Consider the following 20,011-nt stretch of genomic DNA (forward strand, 5'->3'; position numbering starts at 1 on the left):
TGAGGCCACGCACTCAGCCCGCCGGCGGGGAAGCGGTCGGGTCGGCCCAGATGTCGAGCGGGACCGCCCGGACGCTCCGGCCGTCGGCGTCGAGTGCGCGCCCCATCCGCTTGACCGAGCGCAGGACCATCGACCGGTCGAGGATGGACATGCGGGGCACCTCGGCCGCCAGGCGGGCCTCGACGAGCGACAGCTCGTGGAGGGAATGCGTGGTCAGAGCCAGCATCAGGTTGGGCCGGCCGCCGGAGATGCGCCAGCACACGCGGATGCCCGGCAGGCGCCGCAGGGCCATGGCGACGGCGTCGACATCGGCCGCGTCGGCGTAGGCCCAGAGCCAGCTGATCACCGGCCAGCCGGAGTCGGGCAGGGCCATGTCACAGCGCAGGACGACGCGTCCGCTGTCGACCAGAGCGGCCAGGCGCCGGCGCACCGTGCTCTCGCTCAGGCCTGCCCGGGCGGCGATCGTCGACACCGGCATCCGGCCGTCCTCGCCGAGGAGCAGGGTGACCTGACGGTCGACGGCGTCGTAGGGACGTGAGAGGTTGGCCTGGTCGGAGGTCAGCCCGTCGACGCGCGGGTGCGGCGCGCGCATCATGACGGCACGCTGCGCGGCATCGAGCACGTGCAGCTGCCAGTGGTCGCCCATCGAGTAGACCTTCGTCACGGCGTGGCTGCTCGTGGTCACCACCCCGGGGATCGAGCCCAGCGACTCGAGCAGGAAGCGGGACAGGAAGGCGAGGTCCCTGACCTCGACCAGGACCGTGAGCGACCGGGGGCCGCTCGTGTGCTCGACGCTCAGCACGTGCGGGAGCTCGGTCACGCGCGCCGCGATGGCGAGGGTCTCCGCGGCGGTGCAGCTGAGCTCGACCACGGCAAGGCAGGACTCGGGCAGGCCCTGCCCGGTCGCCCGACCCGAGACCCAGGCGATGCCGGCCGAGGAGAGACGCTGCCAGCGACGGGCGACCGTCACCGGGTCGACGTCGAGCGCAGCCCCGACAAGGGTCCACGAGGCGCGTGGCTGCAGCTGCAGACAGTTGACGACGGCCAGGTCCAGCTCGTCCACGCCGTTGGCGGAATGCTGCGTGATCTCACCACGCGTCGCGTGATCCTGCGTCGCAGCGCCTCTCGCCGGCATGCCTGCAATCCTCGACCCCCGGAGCGCAAAGCCGCAAATGCGGCCCGCCGACCCGACGGCACCGGAGCCGCCCCGTCGACCGCCGCCGCACCGATCCTCGACCCCATGGAGCCCCACGTATGCCGCTTGAGACCACTGCTGCCGACACGCCGACCGCAGACCAGAAGGCCTTGGCCGCGACACCGAGCCTCGAGTGGATCGTCCGGCTCCTGCGCATCGACACGACGAGCCGCAACAGCAACCTCGAGGTCATCGACCTGCTGGCCGACGAGCTCCGCGCCCACGGGGTGGAGCCCGTCCTCGTCCCCAACGAGGACGGCAGCAAGGCCAACCTGCTCGCGACCTTCCCCGCGGTCGACGGCACCACGAGCGGCGGGATCGTGCTGTCCGGGCACACCGACGTCGTCCCGGTCGACGGGCAGGACTGGGCGAGCGCGCCCTTCGTGCCCGAGGTGCGGGACGGCCGCCTCTACGGCCGAGGCACCTGCGACATGAAGGGATTCGTCGGGTCGGTGGCCGCCAAGATCGGGCAGCTGGCCGACACCCCGCTGAGCGAGCCCGTACACCTCGCCTTCTCCTACGACGAGGAGGTCGGCTGCGTCGGCGCCATCTCCCTGGTCGACGAGATCGTCCGGCGTGGCCTGCAGCCCCGAGCCTGCATCGTCGGCGAACCCACGAGCATGCGCGTGATCCGCGGGCACAAGGCGCTGACGATGGTCCGCGTCACCCTGCACGGCGTCGCGGCCCACTCGTCGCGAACGCCCTACGGCGTGAACGCGATCGAGTACGGCGCCCACATGGTGCGCTTCGTCCGGGAGGTGGCCGACGAGTTCCGGACGGCCGGACCGTTCGACGAGCACTACGACGTGCCGTTCACCACCGCCACCGTCAACCAGATCGAGGGCGGCATCGCCGTCAACACGGTCCCCGCGGAGTGCACCCTCACCTTCGAGTTCCGTGCCGTCGCGGCCGTCGACGTCGATGCCACGGTCGACCGCTTCCGCGCCGAGGCGGCACGCATCGAGGCGTTGATGCGTGAGGAGAACCCCGACGCGCGCATCGAGGTCTCAATCGGCGCCCAGGCACCCGGGCTCGAGACCGACGCCGACGCGGACGTGATCGAGCTGGTCACCCGGCTCGGTGGGCTCCCGTCGACCGAGAAGGTCGCCTACGGCACCGAGGCGGGCCTGTTCCAGCGGGCGGGCATCCCGACGGTCGTGTGCGGCCCCGGCGACATCGCACAGGCCCACGCTCCCGACGAGTTCGTCGAGCTCGACCAGATCGGCCGTTGCGACTCCCTCCTCGACAGCCTTCTCACCCACCTCCGCGCCGAGCCGAGCGCCTGACCGGCCGTCCGGCCAAGGAGCACCATGACCGTCCTCACGCACACCCCCACGGATGTCACTCCGGAACGCCTCGCCCAAGCGCGCAAGGCCGTTCTCAGCAGCTCCATCGGAGCCGCGCTCGAATGGTTCGACATCATCGTCTACGCCTCCTTCGCGCTCGTCATCGCGGACAACTTCTTCCCGCAGACGGACAAGACCCTGGGGCTGATCCTGACGTTCGCGACGTTCGCCATCTCCTACCTGGTGCGGCCGCTCGGCGGCATGCTCATCGGTGGCTACGGCGACCGGCACGGCCGCAAGAAGGCCCTGACCCTGACCCTGCTGCTGATGATGGTCGGAACCCTGCTGATGGCGGCGGCACCCACCCACGCCGCGGTGGGCGCCTGGGCGGGAGTCATCATCCTCGTCTCACGCCTCGTCCAGGGCTTCTCCGCGGGCGGTGAGTTCGGCTCCGCGACGACGTTCCTCGTCGAGACCGCCCCGCACCGCAAGGCGTACTACGCGTCGTGGCAGGTGGCGAGCCAGGGCATCTCGATGTTCCTCGCCTCCGCCTTCGGCTACGTGCTGTTCAACCAGCTCTCGAAGCAGGACCTCTACTCCTGGGGCTGGCGCATCCCGTTCCTGCTGGGCTGCCTCATCGGTCCGGTCGGCCTCTACATCCGGGCGCGCCTGTCCGAGACGAAGGAGTTCACCGACAGCACTCCGCACCAGGCGCCGATCCGCGCGACCTTCACGCACCACCTCGGTCGCGTCCTGACCGGCTCGGCCTGCGTCGGTGTCGCCACGATCTCGGTCTACCTCATCCTCTTCATGCCGACCTACGCGGTGAAGAACCTGGACGTCCCCGCCAGCGCCGCCTACCTCGGCGGCATCGTGGCCGGTGTCGTGACCATGGTGGGCGTACCGCTGGTCGGCCGGCTGGCCGACCGCGTCGGCCCGGCGAAGGTGATGGTCTGGGCGGCCGTGGGCGCACTGGTTCTGGCCTGGCCGCTCTTCGCCATCGTCATCGCGTCTCCGACGGTCCCCGTGCTGGTGGTCGCGATCGGCGTCCTCGGCGTCATCATGGCCTTCTACTTCGGTCCGCTGCCCGCGCTGCTCTCCGTCCTCTTCCCGAGCGACGTGCGGGCCACGGGCGTCTCGGTCACCTACAACGTCGGCGTCACGGTCATGGGCGGCATCGCCCCACTCGTGCTCACCTGGCTCATCGGTCTGACCGGTTCTCTCAGCGCGCCCAGCTTCTACTACATGGTGGTCGCGGTCATCTCCCTGGTGGGCCTGGGCGTCGCGCGGCGGCGGTACGGCGTCGGCTGACACGGTGGGCGGCGGCCGTCGCGCTCGCCCGACGATCGCCCGAGTGCGCACACGGCATACGCCCGACGACGTATGCCGTGTGCGACGTGGCGCTGACGGCGTCGGCCGAGCGGGCCTTCCACCTGGTGCAACTGCCTCGGGCAGCCGTCCCGCGCGCGTCCCGTGCGCGGCAGCCCTCTCGGAGGGCTCGTTCTCAGCGGGGTCCGTCGAGCTCGGCGAACGTGCGAAGGCTCGGGGCGCGGGTCTGCTGCAGGTCACGGGCCACCGCTTCGACGTCACGCATGACGCGAAGGGTGTTGCCGCGTACGAGCTTGGCGACGTCAGCCTCCGACCAGGAGCGCTCGAGGAGCGCGGCGACGAGGCGCGGGTAGCCGCTGACGTCCTCGAGGCCGACGGGAAAGGTGTCGGTGCCGTCGTAGTCGCCGCCGATGCCCACGTGGTCGATGCCGGCGACCTCGCGCACGTGCTCGAGGTGGGCGACGACCTGCTCGATGGTGGCGTCGGGCTTCGGGTGCTCGTGCCGCCAGGTGGCGGTGAAGCCTCCGAAGGCCTCCCAGTCGCGGGCCTCCACGCCGACCTGCGCGGCTGCCGCTGCGGCCTCGACCCTCCAGGCCGCGGTGGCGGGGGAGACGAACTCGGGCACGAACGTCACCATGCAGGTGCCGCCGTTGTCGGGCAGGGCCGCGAGCACGTCGTCGGGCACGTTGCGGGGTGTGTCGCACCGGGCGAGCGCCGAGGAGTGGCTGAAGATGACGGGCGCGTCGGTCGTCTCGAGGGCGGCTCGCATCGTCGTCGCGGCGACGTGGCTGAGGTCGACCATCATGCCGAGGCGGTTCATCTCGCGGACGACCTCGCGACCGAACTCGGTGAGGCCACCGACAACAGGCACGTCGGTCGCCGAGTCGGCCCACGGCGTGTTGTCGTTGTGCGTCAGTGTCATGTACCGCACCCCGAGGACGTGGAGCATCCGCAGGGTCCCGAGGGAGCAACCGATCGAGTGGCCGCCCTCGGCGCCGAGGAGCGAGGCCACCCGGCCCGTCTCGCGGGCCCGGTCCACGTCGTCAGCCGTACGCGCGAGGGCCAGCCGGTCGGCATACGCGCCGATCATGCGGTGGACGGCGTCGACCTGCTCCAGCGTCGCCGTCACGGCGAGGTCGCCCTGGAGCGTGCTGGGCACGAACACCGACCAGAACTGGCCGCCGACGCCGCCGTCGGACAGGCGCGGCAGGTCCGTCTGGGTGCTCGTGAGCCGGCTGGCGATGTCGAGGGCGTCGAAGTCGTAGCCGACGAGCTCGCGTGCGGCCCAAGGAAGGTCGTTGTGGCCGTCCACGAGCGGGTGGCTGCGCAGCAGCTCGCGTGCCCGGGTGAGCAGCTCGTCCTGGCCGAGGGGGGCGGTTGCCGGCATGTCGGCCATTGAACACCCCGCCATCTAGAGTGGACGCATGACCCCTCCCCACCCGAGCGCCGACAAGAGCGTCGCACTCGTCACCCTCGGGTGCACGCGCAACGAGGTCGACTCCGAGGAGCTGGCGGGCCGACTGCTGGCGGAGGGCTGGCGTCTCGTCGACGACGCCGCCGAGGCCGACGTCGCCGTCGTCAACACGTGCGGCTTCGTCGAGCAGGCGAAGAAGGACTCGATCGACGCGCTCCTCGAAGCCTCCGACCTCAAGGGCGAGGGAAGCCGCACGCAGAAGGTCGTCGCGGTCGGCTGCCTCGCCGAGCGCTACGGCAAGGAGCTGGCCGACCAGCTGCCCGAGGCCGACGCCGTGCTCGGCTTCGACTCCTACCGCGACATGAGCGCCCACCTGCAGACGATCCTCGCGGGCGGCCACGTCGAGAGCCACACGCCCGGCGACCGGCGCACACTGCTCCCGCTGACCCCGGTCGACCGCCAGCAGGGCTCTGCCTCCGTCGCCCTGCCGGGCCACGGCGACACGCGGCCCGACCTCGCGGAGGCCGGCGTCCCGACTCCCGCCTCCGGCCCGCGGGTCATCCGCGCCCGCCTCGACGGCCGCCCCTGGGCGCCACTCAAGATCGCGTCGGGCTGTGACCGTCGCTGCTCCTTCTGCGCCATCCCCATGTTCCGGGGCGCCTTCCTCTCCCGTCGTCCTGCCGACGTCGTCGCCGAGGCGCGCTGGCTCGCCGAGCAGGGCGTCAAGGAGCTCTTCCTCGTCTCCGAGAACTCCACGAGCTACGGCAAGGACCTCGGCGACCTCGCGCTCCTCGAGAAGCTGCTGCCCGAGCTGACGGCCGTCGAGGGGATCGAGCGGGTGCGGGTCTCCTACCTCCAGCCCGCCGAGATCCGCCCGGGCCTGCTTCGCGCCATGGCCGACACCCCGGGCGTCGTGCCGTACTACGACATCTCCTTCCAGCACGCCTCCGAGCCGCTGCTGCGCTCGATGCGCCGCTTCGGCTCGCGCGAGGCCTTCCTCGACCTGCTGGCGCGCGTGCGCGCCGACGCGCCGCACGCCGGCATCCGGTGCAACGTCATCGTCGGCTTCCCCGGCGAGACCGAGGCCGACCTCGTCGAGCTCGAGGCCTTCCTCACCGAGGCACGCCTCGACGTCGTCGGCGTCTTCGGCTACTCGGACGAGGACGGCACCGAGGCGGAGGGGTATGCCGGCCACCTCGCGCCCGAGGTCGTCGCCCAGCGCCTCGACCGCTTCACCCGCCTCGTCGAGGAGCTCAACGCGCAGCGCGCGGAGGAGCGCATCGGCGAGCACGTGGTGGTCCTCGTCGAGGAGATCGACGACGAGGACGGCTCGGCCGTCGGCCGGGCGGACTTCCAGGGCCCCGACGTCGACGGGGTCACCATCGTGCACGTGCCCGAGGGTGCGCCGGTTCCCGCTGTGGGCGACCTGGTGTCGGCCGTCGTCGTCGGCACCGAGGGGATCGACCTGCTCGCGGAGCCGCGATGACCCCGCAGACCTTCCATCGGGGCGAGGGGCCCTCGCCGCGCCCCACGGACTGGAACCTCCCGAACGCCCTGACGGTCCTGCGCTTCCTCCTGGTCCCGGTCTACGGCGTCCTCCTCTTCCAGGCCGGCGGCACCGAGCCGTGGTGGCGGTTCTGGGCCTGGGTCGTCTTCGCCCTGGCCGCCGTGACCGACGGCGTCGACGGCAAGCTCGCGCGCCGGCGCGGCGAGATCACCAACTTCGGCAAGGTCGCCGACCCGATCGCCGACAAGGCGCTGACGGGAACGGCCTTCATCGGGCTGTCGCTCCTCGGCGTCATCTGGTGGTGGGTGACCGTGGTGATCCTCGTGCGCGAGGTCGGCATCACGGTGCTCCGCTTCGTCGTCATCCGGCACGGGGTGATGCCCGCCGGGCGCGGCGGCAAGCTGAAGACGATGCTGCAGACCCTGTCCCTGGGCGCTCTGACCTTCCCGTTGTGGGTGCTGCCCTTCGGGGACGCATGGCTGTCCGTGTCCTACGTCGTCCTCGGAGCGGCCCTCGTCATGACGGTGGTCACCGGCGTCGACTACGTCTTCAAGGCCGCGCGGCTGCGCGAGACGAGCGAGCGCACCCGGGCGCGTCGGGCCGCGCGGAGCGGGCGGGCCGTGACCGGTGCTGCCGGCGAGTCCACCCCGCCCGACCGCACGGCCAGCCGCGACTGACATGGTTCCCGCCGCTGCCGCTTCCCAGCCCGACGGCGACGCCGGCACGCCCGGGGCGCAGCTGGTGGCTCGCCTGACCGAGTCCGGCGGCACGGTGGCGTGCGCGGAGTCGCTGACCGCGGGCCTCGTCGCAGCCACCATCGCCGACACGCCGGGTGCCTCGGTGGTGCTCCTCGGGGGAGTGGTCGCCTACGCCGCAGAGGTCAAGACGCGACTGCTCGACGTGCCGGCCGGGCTCGTGGCGCAGGTCGGTACCGTCGACCCCGCCGTGGCCGTCGCCATGGCCGAGGGCGTACGCCGTCGGCTCGGCTCCACGTGGGGCCTGTCGACGACCGGCGTGGCGGGTCCCGGGCCCTCCGAGGGCAAGCCGGCCGGCACGGTGCACATCGCCGTGGCCGGACCGTCGGGAACAGTGACGCGACAGCTGGAGTTGAACGGGACCAGGGCGCACATCCGCTCGGCGACCGTCGACGCGGTGCTGCGGCTCGCGGTCCACGAGTCGGGCGCCACGCGCCGAACACCTACGCCGCCGTCGGAGGCTCGGGGTACGGTAGGGCTGTCGGGTCACCCCGGCAGTGGCTCTGCTTCCGACCGCACGACACCAGCGACCTGAAGGAGGACGGCATGACGACACTGTTGCGACGCGAGCTCGGTGACGTCCTGCGCGAGCGCCGGCGCGCCCAGGGCCGCACCCTCCGCGAGGTGTCCGCCACGGCGTCGGTCTCGCTCGGCTACCTCAGCGAGGTCGAGCGCGGCGAGAAGGAGGCGTCCTCCGAGCTGCTCGCCTCCATCTGCAGCGCCCTGCGGCTGCCCCTGTCCGAGGTCCTGGTCGACGTGTCCAACCGGATGGCCGAGAGCGAGGGTCTCGCACCCACCGTTGCGCTTCCCGTCCCGTCGGGTGACGTGGTGTCCGCCTCCGCGGCGTGATCTTCTAGCCTTCTGGGGTGCCGACCCCACCAGCAGAGCTCGACTCCAGACTCGACCAGGCGATCGCACGCCTGACTGCCGTGGCTCGCCGCGGCGATGGTGCCCCGCCCGTCGTCTCGGTGTGGCTGGGCGACCTCACGGGGCGCCCCCGCCTCGAGCGCGAGGCGCTGGCTCCCCACTACGCGGCGTCGACGATGAAGCTGCCGCTGGTCATCGCGGCGTTCCGCCGCGCCGTCCGGGGCGAGCTCGACCTGGCCGCGCCGGTGCAGGTGACGGGGACGTTCGCCTCAGTCCTCGACGGGTCGCCGTTCTCCATGGACGAGTCCGACGACCAGGACCCCGAGACCTGGGCGGCGGTCGGCCGCACCCGCACCGTCGCCGAGCTGGCCGAGGCCGCCATCACCCGGTCGAGCAACATCGCGACCAACCTGCTCATCGACGTCGTCGGCCTGGACGAGGTCGCCGAGGTCCTCCGGATCGTCGGCTGCTCGCCGGCCACGGTCGTGCAGCGCGGCATCGAGGACGCCGCAGCCCGCGCGGCCGGCATCACCAACACCGTGACGGCCGCCGACCTCGGGCTGCTGATGGCCGCCGTGGGCCGCCGCGAGCCTGTCCTCGGGGGCGACGCGGTGCTCGCTCCCGTCGAGCGGCTGCTCGGCCGCCAGGAGCACCGCGACCAGATCCCGGCCGGCCTGCCGACGGGCACCCCGACCGCGAGCAAGTCCGGGTGGATCCCCGGGGTCTCCCACGACGTCGCGCTCGTGCGCCCAGACGGGGAGGAGCCGTTCGTCCTCGCCGTCTGCACGACCGTCGACCTCGACGAGACGCGGGCCGCCTCGCTGGTGGCCGAGATCGCCGTAGAGGTCTGGAGGGCCGAGCACCCGGCAGGCGAGGAGCGGGCATGACCACCATCGACCGAGTGACGTGCACCCCGTCCTCGGTGCGGCTGCACACACCGTTCGTCACGTCGCTGCGACGCACCGAGACCACCGACACCGTCGTGGTCACCATCACCGACAGCGACGGGCGCACCGGCTGGGGGGAGGCGCCGCAGGTGTGGCAGGTCACGGGGGAGTCCCTGGCCGGCGCCACCGCCTGCATCGAGCTCATGCTCGCCCCCGCCGTCCGGGGTCGGGCCCTCGACGACCGCGACGACCTCACCGCCGCTGCCGGAGCCGTCCAGCGCGCCGTGGCACGCAACTTCGGGGCGAAGGCGGCGGTCGACGCAGCCCTGCACGACCTGCTCGCGCAGGCGGAGGGCACCTCGGTCGCGGCGGCGCTCGCGACGCGGCGGGACGGCATACCCGGCGTCCTGACGACCGACGTCACGCTCTCCGCGGGGGCGCCCGACGCGCTGGCCGACACGGCACGGCGCCGCGTCGCCGAGGGGTTCACCACGCTCAAGATGAAGGTCGGCACCGATGCGAGCACCGACGTGCAGCGCGTGGCCGCCGTGCGCGACGCCGTCGGTCCCGACACCGCCATCCGGCTCGACGCGAACCAGGGGTGGAGCCGCGAGGAGGCGGTCCAGGTGATCCGCGCACTCGAGGTCGCCGAGGTCGGTGTCGAGTTCGTCGAGCAGCCCGTCGTCGCGGAGGACGTCGAGGGCCTGGCCTGGGTGCGCGAGCGGGTCGGGCTGCCGATCATGGCCGACGAGTCCTGCTACGGGCCCTACGACCTCGAGCGGATCATCCGGCTCGGTGCCGCCGACCTGGTCAACGTCAAACTGGCCAAGTGCGGCTCCCTGACCGTCGGTCGCGACATGCTCCGTCGTGCCCACGACGAGGGACTGCGCACCATCGTCGGTTCCATGATGGAGAGCCACATCGGAGTCGGAGCCGCCGCCGCCCTCGTCGCGGCCGAGCCCACCACCGAGGTGAGCGACCTCGATGCCGCGTGGTGGTCGGTCAGCTCACCCGTCGTCGGGGGAATCGCGTACTCCGCCAACCAGATCCGGCTTCCCGAGACGGCTGGCTTCGGCATCTGCGGCTTCGCGACCGGCGGGTGAGACCCAGGCGGTGACGTACGAAGGGCCCCACGGCAGGGGGGCCCTTCGTGGCGGTGATGCCGGCCGTCGCCGTCAGTCGCCGACGACCCGGAGGGTGAACGTGCCCTCGCCGTTGCCGGTCGAGGAGGCGTTGACGCCGACCGCGCGCAGCGACTCGAGGAAGGACTTCGCCTCGCCGTGCACCTCACCCTTGACGAGGTCGTCGACCTTGTCGAGGTCGACGAAGAGGGCCGCGTTGGAGCTGCTGACGTCACCCACGGCCAGCTTGAAGGCGTCGCTGTCGCCGAGCTTGCCGCCGGCCTGGAGGTCGTCGGCGTAGCCGGGTGTCGTGGCCACGAAGAGCCTGTCGCCGTCGACCTTGTGGGTCAGGACCCCGCTGGGGGCGCCGGTCTTCTCCAGGATGCGACCCACGAGCGCGTCGGCCCGCTTGGCGTCGCTCGACACGACCTTCGCGCCGATGGTGGGCATCTCGGACTTGAAGTCCTGTCCGGGCACCGCGAGGGTGAACGACCGCCCCAGCAGGACCTTGAGGTCGTCGGGCAGCTTGATGTCCAGCTCCTGCTCGATCTCGCCGACGAAGTCCGCCGAGCCCATCCCGGAGGACCCGAGGGACTGCAGCTGCTTCTCGAACGCCGGCCAGCCGGCATCGATGCCTTGGTCGGCTCCGGAGATGGTGAGGGCGGCCATCGTGTTGGCGGGCAGGGAGGCCAGCTCTCTGCCGTCCCCCTTGACGGCCTTGGCAGCGTCGGCGCCGCGGACCTTGCCGGCGAGCTCGACATAGTCGGCCTGGAAGCGCAGGGCCATCGCGAACCGGCCCTTGGCGCCTGCTGCGGTCGACATCGATCCCATGGTGCCCATGTCGCCGAGAGTGCCCAGCCCCGAGGCCCCACCGAGCTTGACCAGCTCCTTGGCGCCGGTGCTCATGTCGAACCAGCCGGACATGACTCCCTGCTCGCCTAGGGCGGCCATGTCCTGCGTGAAGGTGGGGTTGGCGGCGAGAGAGCCCTTGTCGACGGCTGCGAGCGTCGCGTCGCCTGTCCCGCGCGGTGTGACGATCGCGTAGCCGTCCTTGATCCGTACCTCGGCCGGGGTGCCGCTCTTGTCGCAGGCGAAGAGACGGGTCAGCGTGTCCTTGGCTGCGCCGTCGTCCTTGACCTGGATGGCGACGGCGACGTTCGGCTCCTTCGCCGTGCCGCCCGGGCGGACGGCCAGGCCCACGCGGTCACCGAGCCAGGGAGCGATGTCGTTGTCGTAGCTGAACTTGGCGATGCAGGCGTTGCTCGCGTCCTTGGAGGCGAGCTCCCAGAGCTTCTTGCGGGGGTCGCCGCTGTCGAGCGTGTCCTTGACCTGCGGCAGCTTGCCGAGGAAGCGCACCGCCGCGATCTTCTGTCCGGCCGAGGGGTCGATGTCGAGCCGAAGGTAGGCGTACGCGTCGCCCGGCAGCACCTCTGCCGGCTGGGACCCGCTGCCGCTCAGCTTCTGGAAGGCGAGCGCTCCGCCTCCGCCGAGCGCCAGGGCCGCCACGACGGCGCCCACGAGCAGGACGGGGCGCCGACGACCGGCCGGCGTCTTGCCCTCCGGGTCGTCAGACAGCGTGACCTCGCCGGGCACCGTCTGGGCAGCGCCCGCGGGGAGCGGGTAGGTGTAGGGCTGGCTGGTCCCCGAGGTGGGCCCGGAAGTAGGCCGGGAAGTGCGCTCGGACATGGTGGTGCTCCCCCTGATGATTGGATGTGCCACGCGGCGGCCCGCGGGACGAGTGGACGATACCGGCACGGATGCCACCTTGGTGGGCAGTTGCGGCAATGCTCCGACGACGCCGGGCGAGCGCCCGGTTCCTCGTCCAGCGGGTGGCAGACTGCTGTGGTGCGGATCAGCCACTTCTGGACCCTGATGGACGACGAGTTCGGCGCGGCGTATGCCGGGTCGCTCGCCCGCGACCACGTGCTCGGCGCGCTGGGCAACCGCACCGTGGTGCAGGCCCTGGCGGACGGCGAGCCGCCCCGCGCGGTCTGGGAGGCGATCTGCGTCGACATGGACGTGCCCCCCGAGCGGCGCCTCGGCCGGGACACCCGGGTCGCCCGCGGTGCCCAGGGCGGGCAGGCGGGACAAGGTGGCCGGTCGAGCCGCTGAGCCGTGTCTCACCGGTGGGTCGGGCGTGACTGTGCAGGGAGGCCGTAGGACGGGCGGCGTGTCGCGTTCACTTCGAACACGTGTTCGGTACTGTTGTCCACAGGTCCTGCGCCACCACCCGCATCGTCCACAGGCCGTCTCGTGGTCCACCCGATGTCGGCGCCGGCACCTAACGTCTGACCCGACAGCGAATCTCAGGACGAGCCGTCGCCCGGGTCGAAGGTAGACGACCGCAGCGCAGACGGCAGATAGGTGACCGACATGGCATCGGTGCAGCTGAAGGACAAGGACAAGGCTCTCGCCTCGGTGATGGGCCAGATCGAGAAGAACTACGGCAAGGGCGCGGTGATGCGCCTCGGCGACGACGTCCGGCCACCGATCGAGGTCATCCCGACCGGGTCGATCGCGCTCGACGTGGCGCTCGGCATCGGCGGACTCCCGCGCGGCCGCATCATCGAGGTCTACGGCCCCGAGTCCTCCGGCAAGACGACGGTCGCGCTCCACGCGGTCGCCAACGCGCAGAGGGCCGGAGGCATCGCGGCGTTCATCGACGCAGAGCACGCGCTCGACCCCGACTACGCCAAGAAGCTCGGCGTCGACACCGACGCGCTGCTCGTGTCGCAGCCCGACACCGGTGAGCAGGCGCTCGAGATCGCCGACATGCTGATCCGCTCGGGAGCCATCGACATCATCGTCATCGACTCGGTGGCGGCCCTGGTGCCCCGTGCCGAGATCGAGGGCGAGATGGGCGACAGCCACGTCGGTCTGCAGGCCCGCCTCATGAGCCAGGCCCTGCGCAAGCTGACCGGTGCCCTCAACAACACCGGCACGACGGCGATCTTCATCAACCAGCTCCGCGAGAAGATCGGCGTGATGTTCGGCTCGCCCGAGACCACAACCGGTGGCAAGGCGCTGAAGTTCTACGCCTCGGTGCGCCTCGACGTCCGTCGCATCGAGACGCTCAAGGACGGCACCGAGCCGGTCGGCAACCGCACCCGCGTCAAGGTCGTCAAGAACAAGGTGTCCCCGCCCTTCAAGCAGGCGGAGTTCGACATCCTCTACGGCCAGGGCATCTCCCGGGAGGGTGGCCTCATCGACATGGGCGTCGAGCACGGCTTCGTCCGCAAGGCCGGTGCCTGGTACACCTACGAGGGCGACCAGCTCGGTCAGGGCAAGGAGAACGCCCGCAACTTCCTCAAGGACAACCCCGACCTCGCCGACGAGATCGAGAAGAAGGTCAAGGAGAAGCTCGGGGTGGGTCCGCGCGTCGACCAGCCGGCTCCGGTCACGGACGTGCCCGTCGACTTCTGATCATGGGGTTCTCCGAGCAGGAGACCACGCAGGACCGCCTGGCCCGCGCCGCGGCCGCCCTCGCTGAAGCAGAGGTCGTGGCCCGGGCGCGGGCCGGTGGTCCCTCCGGTACGCCGGATCCCGTTGGCGAGCCGGCCCCGCCGTCCGCGGTCTCCGGTGCAGCGGGGCCCGACGCCACGGCTGCGGCCCGCGGCGCCCGCACGCGTCCCCGGCCGGTAGACGGTGGCGCCGCCGGGCCGCGGTCAGGGCGGTCGCGACAGTCCCGGCACTCCCCACAGTCCCGGCCGAAAGGGCGGGCCACGGGCTGGGGCTCGGCGGATCCGGGGGAGAGGCCCGACTGGGCGCCTCCACCCGAGGATGTCGAAGTCGCGGTCTCCGACGCCGATGCCGAGTCGGTCGCCCGCGCCATCGCGCTGCGACAGCTCAGCATGGCGCCGCGCAGTCGCTCACAGCTCGAGAAGAAGCTGCGACAGCGCGGGTGCGACGACGACGTCGCCGCCCGGGTGCTCGACCGCCTGACCGAAGTCGGCCTCATCGACGACGAGGCGTACGCCCAGATGCTCGTGCGCTCCAAGCAGGCCGGAAAGGGCTTGGCGCGCAAGGCCCTCTCCCACGAGCTGCGCAAGCAGGGCATCGACCAGGAGATCGCCGACGAGGCTCTCGGCCAGGTCGGAACCGGCGACGAACGGGCCCGGGCGGAGCTGCTCGTCGTGAAGAAGCTGCGCACCATGCGGGGCCTCGACCCGGCCGTCCAGGCGCGCCGTCTGGCGGGGATGCTCGCCCGCAAGGGCTACTCCGGCGAGATCGCCTGGCCGGTGATCCGCGACGCCATCGACGGGCTCCCCGAGCACCAGCGCGACTGACGACGTCAGGGTCTCCACCGGTGCACGAATGCCCACTCGACGTCGAGTCGAGTGGGCACTTCGGCACCTCACACAGGGTGCGTGGACCACTGGCCGGCGCAGCCCGCACCGGTGCCAAGGGCCTCGGCGGACGACGAAGGGGGTGAGGACCGGCTGGTCCTCACCCCCTCGGGTGTCACTGTGGTCCTGCGGCTCAGACCTCGGCCGGCACGTTGGCGATGGCCGAGACGTCGAACTCGAGCTTGACCTTCTCGCTGACGAGGACGCCGCCGGTCTCGAGGGCCGCGTTGAAGGAGAGGTTCCACTCCGTGCGGTCGATGGTGACGTCACCCTCGAAGCCGACGCGGGTGTTGCCGAAGGGGTCCTTGGCCGAGCCGGTCTCCTCGAAGGGGATCGTGACGGACTTGGTCACGCCGTTGATCGTCAGGTCGCCGGTGATGGCCCACTCGGCGCCGTCGCGCTCCACGTCCGTCGAGACGAAGGTGATCTGCGGGTAGTTGGCGATGTCGAAGAAGTCGGGGGTCTTGAGGTGGCCGTCGCGCTGCTCGTTGCCCGTGGTGACGCTGGCCGCCTGGATCGTCACGGAGACGGACGACTTGGCAGGGTCGACGGTGTCGACGTGCGCGCTGCCCTCGAACTCGTCGAAGTGGCCACGGACCTTGGTGACCATCGCGTGGCGGGCCGAGAAGCCGACGCGGGTGTGGCTGGGGTCGATCGTGTAGTCGCCGGAGATGCTCTCCACGGCCACGGAGGGGGTCTCGACGACGGTCTCGTCCTTGCTGCGGTTGAACAGGCCCATGATGACGTCCTTCAGGTAGTTATTGAATCTTCAACAACTATGATGCTCACAAGTTGTTGAACTGTCAAGCATCTGAACCGCGGCCCGGCCGCAGTTATTCCGCCCGGCCCCGGTGGTCTGCCTCCGACTCCCGGTGCGGCCGCCGCCGACTCCTGGCGCGGCTGCACCGGCGCCGTCGTGCGGCCCGCGCAGCGGGACGTACCCTTGTCGGTGCCATGACAACGCAGAACGCAGCCCCGAGGACGTACGACGTCCGCACGCACGGGTGCCAGATGAACGTGCACGACAGTGAGCGCCTCGCCGGCCTGCTCGAGACCGCTGGCTACGTCGACCTCTCGAGCCTCCCCGCGGGAGAGCGACCCGAGGTGGCCGACGTCGTGGTGTTCAACACGTGTGCCGTGCGCGAGAACGCCGACAACAAGCTCTACGGCAACCTGGGGCAGCTGCGGCCGGCCAAGCAGAAGAACCCGGACATGCAGATCGCGGTCGGTGGCTGCATGGCCCAGAAGGACCGCGGCACGATCGTGCAGCGAGCACCGTGGGTCGACGTCGTCTTCGGCACCCACAACATCGGGTCCCTGCCGGCGCTGCTCGACCGCGCCGCCCACAACAAGCGCGCCGAGGTGGAGATCCTCGAGAGCCTCGAGGTCTTCCCGTCCACCCTGCCCACCCGCCGCGACTCCGCCTACAGCGCGTGGGTGTCCATCTCGGTCGGCTGCAACAACACCTGCACGTTCTGCATCGTCCCGAGCCTGCGTGGCAAGGAGCAGGACCGGCGCCCCGGCGAGATCCTCGCTGAGATCGAGGCGCTCGTCGCGCAGGGCGTCGTCGAGGTGACCCTCCTCGGCCAGAACGTCAACACCTACGGCGTCGAGTTCGGCGACCGTCTCGCCTTCGGCAAGCTGCTGCGCGCCTGCGGGCAGATCGAGGGGCTCGAGCGCGTGCGCTTCACCAGCCCGCACCCGGCCGCCTTCACCGAGGACGTCATCCTCGCCATGGCGGAGACCCCGAACGTCATGCCGAGCCTGCACATGCCGCTGCAGTCGGGGTCCGACAAGGTGCTCAAGGACATGCGCCGCTCCTACCGGAGCAAGAAGTTCCTCGGCATCATCGAGAACGTCCGTCGCCACATCCCCGATGCAGCGATCACCACCGACATCATCGTCGGCTTCCCGGGCGAGACCGAGGAGGACTTCCAGGGCACGCTCGACGTCGTGCGCGAGTCCCGCTTCTCCAGCGCCTTCACCTTCCAGTACTCGATCCGCCCCGGCACGCCCGCGGCGACCATGGCGCACCAGGTGACCAAGGAGGTCGTCCAGGAACGCTTCGAGCGCCTCATCGCCCTCCAGGAGGAGGTCAGCTGGGCCGGGAACCGGTCCCTCGAGGGACGTGAGGTCGAGGTCCTCGTCGCGCCCTCCGAGGGACGCAAGGACGTGGAGACCAAGCGCCTGTCCGGCCGGGCCCGCGACAACCGACTCGTGCACTTCGCGGTGCCCGACGGCGCCGAGGTGCCGCGCCCCGGCGACATGGTGACGGTCGAGGTCACGTACGGCGCGCCGCACCACCTCGTCGCCGACTCCGGCGTGCAGGGCGGCACGTATGCCGTCCGGCGCACTCCCGGCGGTGACGCGTGGGCAGCTCTGCAGGACGCGCCGCAGGGCACCGGCAAGCCGGCTGTCAGCCTCGGCATGCCCTCGATCGGCAGGCCGGCCCAGGTGCCCGCCGCCCCGGGCTGCTCTGTGGGCTGAGCCGATTCGGGTCGGTGCGCCGGCTCGTGCTTGACTTGGCGCATGAGCGTGCGTCCCATCGTGATCACCGGTGAGCCCGTCCTGCACCGGGCGGCGGCTCTCGTCACGGAGTTCGACGACGAGCTGCGCACGCTCGTCGACGACATGTACGAGACCAACGTCGCGGCCAACGGCGTGGGCCTCGCCGCGCCGCAGGTCGGCGTGGGCCTGCGCGTGTTCGTCTGGAAGATGGCCAACGAGGACGGCGTGCCCGAGCAGGGGCACGTCATCAACCCGACCGTCACCACCTCGCGCATCCCGCAGGAGCGCCCCAATCCCGACGAGGAGACCGAGGGCTGCCTCTCGGTGCCGGGAGAGGCCTTCCCGCTCAAGCGTGCCGACAGCGCTCACGTGGTCGGTGTGGACCTCGACGGCAACCGGGTGGAGTTCGACGCAACCGGGTGGTTCGCCCGCTGCATGCAGCACGAGTACGACCACCTCAACGGCACGCTCTACGTCGACCGCCTCGACGACCGCCAGGCCAAGAAGGCCCGCAAGGCCGTCAAGCGCAACGGCTGGGGCAAGCCCGGCAACGCGTGGCACCCCGGGGTCGACCGTGACCCGTTCGGCCACGACGAGCACGACGAGCACGAGCACGACGGCCACGCCCACGACGCGGCCACTGCTGACCGGCACGCCGACGAGCTCATCGGCTGAGCGCCACTGCCCGTGACGCACACGTCCCCGCACCGCCCCGCCGGCCGCATGCCGTGACGCCCGGGTCCACGAGCGGCGAACCGCTCTGCCGGCCGACGTCCACCCCCTCGAGCCCGCCCATCGTCGCGGTGGTGGGCCCCACCGCAACCGGCAAGTCCGACCTGGCTCTCGACCTCGCCGAGCGAGTAGGGGGAGAGGTCGTCAACGCCGACGCCATGCAGCTCTACCGCGGCATGGACATCGGCACAGCCAAGCTGCCACGAGCGCAGCGTCGGGGCATCCCGCACCACGAGCTCGACGTGCTCGAGGTGACGCAGGAGGCCAGTGTGGCCGCCTACCAGGTGGCGGCACGGGCGCACTTCGACGCCATCGCGGCTCGCGGGCACCGACCGCTGCTCGTGGGCGGGTCGGGTCTCTACGTCCGTGCAGCCCTGGACCGGCTCGAGATCCCGCCGACAGACCCACGGGTGCGCGCGCGCATCGAGGCAGAGGGCGAGCAGGTCGGCCCCGATGTCCTCCACGCTCGGCTACGGGCTCTCGACCCCGAAGCGGGAGCGGCGATCCTTCCCGGCAACGTGCGCCGGGTGGTCCGCGCGCTCGAGGTCATCGAGCTCACGGGACGCCCGTTCAGCGCGAGCATGCCGACGCGGGAGCTCGCCTCTCCCGCGATCATCCTGGGACTCCGGGTCGAACGCGAGGTGCTCGACGAACGCGTCGCTCGCCGGGTCGACCGGATGTGGGACGCCGGCCTCAGGGCCGAGACCGAGACCCTGCTCGGGGCGGGTCTGCGCGAGGGCGTGACAGCCAGCCGGGCCATCGGCTACGGCCAGGCCATCGCGGTCATCGACGGCGTCATGGGTGAGCGGGAGGCGCGTGAGGACACTGCCCGGGCCACGCGTCGCTACGCACGACGCCAGGAGTCCTGGTTCCGTCCCGACCCGCGCATCGTGTGGCTGGACGCGCAGGCCCCGGGCCTGCTCGACCGGGCGCTCGCGGCAGTGCGCGAGGCAGACGTGAGGGTGCGACCCGGCATACCGGAGAATGGCTGACATGACGCGCTTCACGAAGGGCCACGGAACCGAGAACGACTTCGTGCTGATCCCCGACCTCGAGGGCACCCTCGAGCTCACTCCCGCGCAGGTGCAGCGCATCGCCGACCGCCACGCGGGCCTCGGCGCCGACGGCGTGATCCGCGTCGTGCGCACGGCCCTGTCCACCGACGAGGCGGTCCGGGCGCAGTCGCACGACGCCGAGTGGTTCATGGACTACCGCAACGCCGACGGTTCACTCGCCGAGATGTGCGGCAACGGCACCCGCGTCTTCGCGGACTTCCTGCGCCGTGAGGGTCTCGCCTTCGGGCGCCAGATCACCATCGCCACCCGCGCCGGCGTCAAGACCGTGCGCGTCGTGGAGGAGGGGTATGCCGTCGACCTGGGCCCGTGGCGCCTGGCCGACGAGGCCGCGGCCCGCGCCGACGGCTTCGACCTCATGGTGCGACCGCGGCACGGCAAGCCGGTCCCGGCGCTCTCGGTCGACATGGGCAACCCGCACGCCGTCGTCATGCTCCCCGAGGGGATCGAGCTCGAGCAGCTCGACCTGACCGGTGCGCCCGAGGTGCAGCCGGAACAGCGCGAGGGGGTCAACGTGGAGTTCGTGCGTGCTGTGGGTCCGGGGCACATCGCGATGCGCGTGCACGAGCGCGGTGTGGGGGAGACGCGATCGTGCGGCACCGGGGCGGCAGCCGCGGCCCTCGCGACGCGCTTCTGGTCCGGTGTCGAGGACCTCAGCCCCTGGACCGTCGACGTCCCCGGCGGACGTCTCACCGTGACCCCGCTGCCGGGCCAGCGGGTCGAGCTGGCCGGACCGGCGGCCCTCGTCGCCGACGGCGACTTCCCACTGTGACGGCGCGGCCACCGAGGACCTTCCCGTCGGCGACGCTGCAGGGCGACGGCTTCGTGCTGCGTCCCCTACTGGCCGAGTGGGCCATGCTGGAGCAGGGTCTCGAGCGCGTCGCCGTGCGTGCGGCCACGGGCAATCGCCCGTCGCAGCGGGCGGCTGAGTAGGCCGGGCTCGTCCGCGAGGGCGTGGCGCGCAACGCCGGCTACGTCCACGCGGGCCGTG

The 20,011-nt window shown here is 71.5% G+C and carries 19 protein-coding genes; 15 read left to right on the forward strand and 4 right to left on the reverse strand.

Annotated elements, in window-relative coordinates; all coding sequences use genetic code 11:
• Nucleotides 1-13: 13 nt before the first annotated feature.
• Complete coding sequence (locus ABD194_RS15085; protein WP_343992794.1) at nucleotides 14-1,135, reverse strand: Lrp/AsnC family transcriptional regulator; 1,122 nt, start codon at nucleotides 1,133-1,135, stop codon at nucleotides 14-16.
• 119 nt (nucleotides 1,136-1,254) lie between these two features.
• On the opposite strand from ABD194_RS15085, the gene argE reads away from it, so the two are divergent.
• Both argE and ABD194_RS15095 read left to right on the forward strand, forming a co-directional pair.
• Nucleotides 1,255-2,481, forward strand: coding sequence for an acetylornithine deacetylase (argE, locus tag ABD194_RS15090; RefSeq protein ID WP_343992796.1), 1,227 nt, complete (start codon nucleotides 1,255-1,257; stop codon nucleotides 2,479-2,481).
• Between the two features lie 24 nt (nucleotides 2,482-2,505).
• The gene (locus ABD194_RS15095; protein ID WP_343992798.1) at nucleotides 2,506-3,792 is read left to right on the forward strand and encodes an MFS transporter; all 1,287 of its coding nucleotides are present in this window, start codon (nucleotides 2,506-2,508) and stop codon (nucleotides 3,790-3,792) included.
• 193 nt (nucleotides 3,793-3,985) lie between these two features.
• Here ABD194_RS15095 and ABD194_RS15100 read toward each other — a convergent pair whose 3' ends face one another.
• Nucleotides 3,986-5,206, reverse strand: a complete 1,221-nt coding sequence (locus ABD194_RS15100) for a dipeptidase (protein ID WP_425579992.1) — start codon at nucleotides 5,204-5,206, stop codon at nucleotides 3,986-3,988.
• A 28-nt stretch (nucleotides 5,207-5,234) separates the two neighbouring features.
• Here ABD194_RS15100 and rimO point away from each other — a divergent pair, with 28 nt between their 5' ends.
• The 6 genes from rimO to ABD194_RS15130 are packed head-to-tail and all read left to right on the forward strand — an operon-like array spanning nucleotide 5,235 to nucleotide 10,343.
• The gene (rimO, locus tag ABD194_RS15105) at nucleotides 5,235-6,710 is read left to right on the forward strand and encodes a 30S ribosomal protein S12 methylthiotransferase RimO (RefSeq protein ID WP_343992803.1); all 1,476 of its coding nucleotides are present in this window, start codon (nucleotides 5,235-5,237) and stop codon (nucleotides 6,708-6,710) included.
• A complete protein-coding gene (pgsA, locus tag ABD194_RS15110; RefSeq protein ID WP_343992806.1) occupies nucleotides 6,707-7,408 on the forward strand; it encodes a CDP-diacylglycerol--glycerol-3-phosphate 3-phosphatidyltransferase in 702 nt (233 codons plus the stop codon). The genes rimO and pgsA overlap by 4 nt, the downstream gene beginning before the upstream one ends.
• A gap of 1 nt (nucleotide 7,409) precedes the next feature.
• Entirely contained in the window at nucleotides 7,410-8,021 is a 612-nt protein-coding gene (locus ABD194_RS15115) for a CinA family protein (protein WP_343992808.1), read from the forward strand.
• A gap of 11 nt (nucleotides 8,022-8,032) precedes the next feature.
• Nucleotides 8,033-8,335 (forward strand): helix-turn-helix domain-containing protein, encoded by a 303-nt coding sequence (locus tag ABD194_RS15120; protein WP_142204762.1) that lies wholly within the window; start codon nucleotides 8,033-8,035, stop codon nucleotides 8,333-8,335.
• A gap of 17 nt (nucleotides 8,336-8,352) precedes the next feature.
• Nucleotides 8,353-9,240, forward strand: a complete 888-nt coding sequence (locus ABD194_RS15125; RefSeq protein ID WP_343992809.1) for a serine hydrolase — start codon at nucleotides 8,353-8,355, stop codon at nucleotides 9,238-9,240.
• Nucleotides 9,237-10,343, forward strand: coding sequence for a mandelate racemase/muconate lactonizing enzyme family protein (locus ABD194_RS15130; protein ID WP_343992810.1), 1,107 nt, complete (start codon nucleotides 9,237-9,239; stop codon nucleotides 10,341-10,343). Before ABD194_RS15125 ends, ABD194_RS15130 begins: the two co-directional genes overlap by 4 nt.
• Nucleotides 10,344-10,415: 72 nt before the next feature.
• Here the strand turns inward: ABD194_RS15130 and ABD194_RS15135 are convergent, their stop codons facing one another.
• On the reverse strand, nucleotides 10,416-12,047 hold the full coding sequence (locus ABD194_RS15135; RefSeq protein ID WP_343992812.1) for a DUF3352 domain-containing protein: 1,632 nt from the start codon (nucleotides 12,045-12,047) through the stop codon (nucleotides 10,416-10,418).
• Nucleotides 12,048-12,206: 159 nt separating this feature from the next.
• Between ABD194_RS15135 and ABD194_RS15140 the strand changes: the two genes are divergently transcribed.
• From ABD194_RS15140 to ABD194_RS15150, 3 genes are all read left to right on the forward strand, one after another.
• The gene (locus tag ABD194_RS15140) at nucleotides 12,207-12,473 is read left to right on the forward strand and encodes a DUF3046 domain-containing protein (protein WP_343992814.1); all 267 of its coding nucleotides are present in this window, start codon (nucleotides 12,207-12,209) and stop codon (nucleotides 12,471-12,473) included.
• Between the two features lie 261 nt (nucleotides 12,474-12,734).
• Nucleotides 12,735-13,784, forward strand: coding sequence for a recombinase RecA (gene recA, locus ABD194_RS15145; RefSeq protein WP_343992816.1), 1,050 nt, complete (start codon nucleotides 12,735-12,737; stop codon nucleotides 13,782-13,784).
• A gap of 2 nt (nucleotides 13,785-13,786) precedes the next feature.
• On the forward strand, nucleotides 13,787-14,647 hold the full coding sequence (locus ABD194_RS15150) for a regulatory protein RecX (protein WP_343992818.1): 861 nt from the start codon (nucleotides 13,787-13,789) through the stop codon (nucleotides 14,645-14,647).
• Nucleotides 14,648-14,840: 193 nt separating this feature from the next.
• On the opposite strand, the gene ABD194_RS15155 is transcribed toward ABD194_RS15150, so the two are convergent.
• Nucleotides 14,841-15,446, reverse strand: coding sequence for a YceI family protein (locus ABD194_RS15155; protein WP_343992820.1), 606 nt, complete (start codon nucleotides 15,444-15,446; stop codon nucleotides 14,841-14,843).
• A gap of 215 nt (nucleotides 15,447-15,661) precedes the next feature.
• Here ABD194_RS15155 and miaB point away from each other — a divergent pair, with 215 nt between their 5' ends.
• The 4 genes from miaB to dapF all read left to right on the forward strand — a co-directional run bounded on the left by miaB (nucleotide 15,662) and on the right by dapF (nucleotide 19,792).
• Nucleotides 15,662-17,194: a tRNA (N6-isopentenyl adenosine(37)-C2)-methylthiotransferase MiaB gene (gene miaB / locus ABD194_RS15160; RefSeq protein WP_343992822.1), complete on the forward strand. Its 1,533-nt coding sequence runs from the start codon at nucleotides 15,662-15,664 to the stop codon at nucleotides 17,192-17,194.
• Between the two features lie 42 nt (nucleotides 17,195-17,236).
• A complete protein-coding gene (def, locus tag ABD194_RS15165) occupies nucleotides 17,237-17,890 on the forward strand; it encodes a peptide deformylase (RefSeq protein WP_343992824.1) in 654 nt (217 codons plus the stop codon).
• A gap of 131 nt (nucleotides 17,891-18,021) precedes the next feature.
• Complete coding sequence (gene miaA / locus ABD194_RS15170) at nucleotides 18,022-18,939, forward strand: tRNA (adenosine(37)-N6)-dimethylallyltransferase MiaA (protein WP_343992826.1); 918 nt, start codon at nucleotides 18,022-18,024, stop codon at nucleotides 18,937-18,939.
• 1 nt (nucleotide 18,940) lies between these two features.
• Entirely contained in the window at nucleotides 18,941-19,792 is an 852-nt protein-coding gene (dapF, locus tag ABD194_RS15175) for a diaminopimelate epimerase (protein ID WP_343992828.1), read from the forward strand.
• The last annotated feature ends 219 nt before the right edge of the window (nucleotides 19,793-20,011 follow it).

Source organism: Terrabacter terrae, assembly GCF_039529575.1.
GTDB lineage: Bacteria > Actinomycetota > Actinomycetes > Actinomycetales > Dermatophilaceae > Terrabacter > Terrabacter terrae.

Bases quoted from the DNA above. Each gene is read 5' to 3' on its own strand.
- ABD194_RS15085 (WP_343992794.1), bottom strand. From the start codon at position 1,135: ATGCCGGCGAGAGGCGCTGCGACGCAGGATCACGCGACGCGTGGTGAG.
- argE (WP_343992796.1), top strand. From the start codon at position 1,255: ATGCCGCTTGAGACCACTGCTGCCGACACGCCGACCGCAGACCAGAAG.
- ABD194_RS15095 (WP_343992798.1), top strand. From the start codon at position 2,506: ATGACCGTCCTCACGCACACCCCCACGGATGTCACTCCGGAACGCCTC.
- ABD194_RS15100 (WP_425579992.1), bottom strand. From the start codon at position 5,206: ATGGCCGACATGCCGGCAACCGCCCCCCTCGGCCAGGACGAGCTGCTC.
- rimO (WP_343992803.1), top strand. From the start codon at position 5,235: ATGACCCCTCCCCACCCGAGCGCCGACAAGAGCGTCGCACTCGTCACC.
- pgsA (WP_343992806.1), top strand. From the start codon at position 6,707: ATGACCCCGCAGACCTTCCATCGGGGCGAGGGGCCCTCGCCGCGCCCC.
- ABD194_RS15115 (WP_343992808.1), top strand. From the start codon at position 7,410: ATGGTTCCCGCCGCTGCCGCTTCCCAGCCCGACGGCGACGCCGGCACG.
- ABD194_RS15120 (WP_142204762.1), top strand. From the start codon at position 8,033: ATGACGACACTGTTGCGACGCGAGCTCGGTGACGTCCTGCGCGAGCGC.
- ABD194_RS15130 (WP_343992810.1), top strand. From the start codon at position 9,237: ATGACCACCATCGACCGAGTGACGTGCACCCCGTCCTCGGTGCGGCTG.
- ABD194_RS15135 (WP_343992812.1), bottom strand. From the start codon at position 12,047: ATGTCCGAGCGCACTTCCCGGCCTACTTCCGGGCCCACCTCGGGGACC.
- recA (WP_343992816.1), top strand. From the start codon at position 12,735: ATGGCATCGGTGCAGCTGAAGGACAAGGACAAGGCTCTCGCCTCGGTG.
- ABD194_RS15150 (WP_343992818.1), top strand. From the start codon at position 13,787: ATGGGGTTCTCCGAGCAGGAGACCACGCAGGACCGCCTGGCCCGCGCC.
- ABD194_RS15155 (WP_343992820.1), bottom strand. From the start codon at position 15,446: ATGGGCCTGTTCAACCGCAGCAAGGACGAGACCGTCGTCGAGACCCCC.
- miaB (WP_343992822.1), top strand. From the start codon at position 15,662: ATGACAACGCAGAACGCAGCCCCGAGGACGTACGACGTCCGCACGCAC.
- def (WP_343992824.1), top strand. From the start codon at position 17,237: ATGAGCGTGCGTCCCATCGTGATCACCGGTGAGCCCGTCCTGCACCGG.
- dapF (WP_343992828.1), top strand. From the start codon at position 18,941: ATGACGCGCTTCACGAAGGGCCACGGAACCGAGAACGACTTCGTGCTG.